Consider the following 1545-nt stretch of genomic DNA (forward strand, 5'->3'; position numbering starts at 1 on the left):
CGTCGTAAGAGCGATAGACCTCAATAATTTTCATCGTTTAAAAAGTCTGCTAAAGATGGTTCCGTAGCAATTCGACATATCAAAGCGTTAAGAGATTTCTAATATCTATGCAGCGTATCGCGCGCTATATGCAGTATGCCGGCCGTCGTAGAATAATGACCCTCAGGCAGAAGTTTGGAACAGAAAAGGGGGCAGGATGTGGGCAGATATGGGCCGTTCTTTTCACTTGCCGAAAATGAAATAATTGCCTATTTAACTAAGCATTTGTGTGCGTCAGGGCCTGCCAGCAGTCGATGCAGTAGTCGCCGTTGACCTGGAATATCTCGGCCGGCTTTTTCTGGCACTGGTTGCAGGCTATCTCATTGCCTGCAATTTCCTCCTTCTTTTGCGTCTCGTTCTCTAAAATTTGCATGTTGGTAGTATAGGAATTGTACTGTTGATCAGATATTTATAGTAACATGGTGCATAGAAATTATAACAATTCAGTAAATTCTTTTAACTAACTGGCAAAGTTGGTGTCCCGTATCTCGATGAGGTCGCGCAGGACCGCGCTCGCAGTCTCCATGCCGCCTGCGCCCCGGCCTATTATGGTCTGCTGGCCCGAGTGCTCGGACGAGAAAGTCACCGCGTTCAGCGTGCCGTTGACGCATATCGGGTCTTTCTTTGATACTTCAGTCGGCCGGACCTCAAGGCGCCTGCTGTCGCATGCCGCTATCAGCTTGATCGCGTTAGAGCGCTCCCTTGCCCTGCCCACGTCTGACACCTTGACGCCAGAGATGCCCGTCCTTGCCACGTCCTTCATCGTGACTTTCATCCCCATCACCCAGTTGGACATGATGACAAGTTTTGCGGCTGCGTCATAGCCGTCAGTGTCAAGCGCGGAATTTGCTTCCGCATAGCCTTTTTCCTTGGCGTCTGCAAGGGCGCTTTCGTACGTCAGACCCTCTTCCATCTTGCTGAGGATATAGTTTGTCGTGCCGTTGAGTATGCCCTGGAAAGAGATTATCCTGTCGCCTTTCAGGCACCTCTTTGCAAACTCTAGTATGGGCGTGCCGCCGCCGACCGTTCCGGAGAACCGCAACATCACGCCATTGTAATTGGCAAGCTCGATTAGCGACGGAAAGGCAAGCGCCAGCGGGCCCTTGTTGACGCTGATGACGTGTTTGCCGGTGCGCATGGCAGATATGATATGCGACGTGCCGGGCTCGCCCGTCGTCAGGTTGGTCGGCGAGCACTCTATCACCACTTCTGCGTCGACGTTTTCAATGACGTGGATGGGGTCAAACGACTCTTTTTTTTCGTACATGCCCACCGTCCCCTTTTTCTTTGCCGCCAGCAGGCGCTCGAGATCCAGCCCCGCGGGCGACACGGCCGAGCCCTTGTTGTCGACGCAGGCCACTATCCTTGGCTTTATTCCGTGCTGACTGTAGAGGTCGGCAGAGCGAGAAAGTAAGAGCTTGGCAAAACTCTGGCCCACGACCCCAAAGCCCACTAGGATTACCCGCAATTTTCAACTTCTTTGCTTAAAGGCGCGGGGTTAATATG

General features: G+C 52.2%; 2 protein-coding genes. Both read right to left on the reverse strand.

Annotated elements, in window-relative coordinates:
• Positions 1–256: 256 nt before the first annotated feature.
• Positions 257–412 (reverse strand): hypothetical protein, encoded by a 156-nt coding sequence (locus tag ACREAY_RS11785; RefSeq protein ID WP_431755961.1) that lies wholly within the window; start codon positions 410–412, stop codon positions 257–259.
• Between the two features lie 87 nt (positions 413–499).
• The gene (locus ACREAY_RS11790; protein ID WP_431755962.1) at positions 500–1507 is read right to left on the reverse strand and encodes a homoserine dehydrogenase; all 1008 of its coding nucleotides are present in this window, start codon (positions 1505–1507) and stop codon (positions 500–502) included.
• Positions 1508–1545 lie beyond the last annotated feature (38 nt).

The organism is Nitrososphaera sp., from assembly GCF_050748925.1.
Taxonomy (GTDB): domain Archaea; phylum Thermoproteota; class Nitrososphaeria; order Nitrososphaerales; family Nitrososphaeraceae; genus Nitrososphaera.